General features: G+C 76.0%; 1 protein-coding gene. It reads left to right on the forward strand.

What is annotated here, in order from left to right:
- The first annotated feature begins 46 nt into the window (after positions 1-46).
- On the forward strand, positions 47-1,336 hold the full coding sequence (locus tag EAO77_RS38160) for an MFS transporter (protein WP_147992848.1): 1,290 nt from the start codon (positions 47-49) through the stop codon (positions 1,334-1,336).
- The last annotated feature ends 110 nt before the right edge of the window (positions 1,337-1,446 follow it).

Consider the following 1,446-nt stretch of genomic DNA (forward strand, 5'->3'; position numbering starts at 1 on the left):
GACCCCGCCCCACCCCCYCCGTCACCGAGCACAGAAAGCCGAACCCATGGGATCGAACCCCGCCGCCGGTACACCGGGCGGCTCCGAGTCAGCCGTCGACTGGCGTCGCGTCAGCAGCCTCGTCGCCGGCCAGGCCGCCGTCCAGGCGGGCAGCTTCGCCCTGCTCATCGCCATGAGCTGGACGGCGGTCCAGCTCGGCGGCCGCGGCGCCGTCACCGTCGTGACCCTCGCGGCCACCGTCCCGCGCGCCCTGCTCCTGCTGTTCGGCGGAGCCCTCACCGACGTGCTCGGCCCCCGCGCCGTGCTGCTGCGCGCGACGAGCGTCCGGGTCGCCGTGCTGGTGGCCGGGGCGGCCGTCGTCGCCACCACCGAGACGCTGTGGCCGCTCGTGGTGATCGCCCTCGTCGACGGCGTCCTGCTCGGTCTCACCGGTCCCGCGTCCGGGGTGCTCCTGCCGCACCTGGCACCGAAGGACCAGCTCGGGCGGGCCAACTCCCTGTTCTCCATGGTCCTGCGGCTCGCCCCCATCGCCGGATCACCGCTCGGCGCCTGGCTCGTGGTGGTCGGCGGCCTGCCCGTCGCGATGGCCGCCGCGGCCGCCGGCTGCGCCGTCTGGCTGGGCTGCGCCGCCCACGTCACCCACGGCATGGCCCGCCCCGAGCGGACCGCGCAGGGGCCCTCCCTCGTGCGCCGCTCGGGGGACGGCTTCCGCCTGCTCGCCGGGCACCCGAGGCTGCGGTGGATGTTCGTCGCCTGCTTCGCCATGGACCTCGCGTTCCTCTGGCCGGCCGAGGTGGCACTGCCCCTGCGCGCCTCCGAACAGGGGTGGGGCATCGGCGCGGTCGCCCTCGTGCTGGCCGCGTTCAGCGCCGGCGCGCTCGCCTCCGCCGCGCTCGGCGCCGCGCTCGCCCACCACATCCCGTCCCACGTCAAACTGGTCCTCACCGGGACCGGACTCGCCGCCGGCATGGGCGCCATGGCCCTCGTCCCCTCGCCCGGCGTCCTCGCCGGGACCGCCGCCGCCGTCGGGCTGCTCTCCGGCCTCAACGGGCCGGCACTGGTCACCGCCTACCAACAGGCCGTCCCGGACGGCCGGATGGGCGCCGCGATGTCCACCTTCGCCCTCTCCGGCATCGGTGCGGCACCCCTGTCCCTGGCCCTGTTCACCCCGGTCTCGCTCCACCTCGGGGTGACCGGTACCTGGCTGCTCTGCGCGGGGCTGGCGCTGCTCTCCCCGATCGCCGCCGCCATCGCCCTGCGCTCCCGAAAGGACGCGGCCCCGCGGACCGGGGAACGCGCCCGCACCGCACCGGAGCCCACCGCCACGACCGTGTGAGGCACACATGATTGAGCTGGTCGTCCCCATTCCGCCGGACGGTCCCCGGGCCGGGTCCCCGCCGCCCGGGGACCGTCCGGCGGAATGGGGACGACCAGCTCAATCATGTG

It is taken from the genome of Streptomyces sp. T39, from assembly GCF_008042045.1.
Lineage (GTDB): Bacteria > Actinomycetota > Actinomycetes > Streptomycetales > Streptomycetaceae > Streptomyces.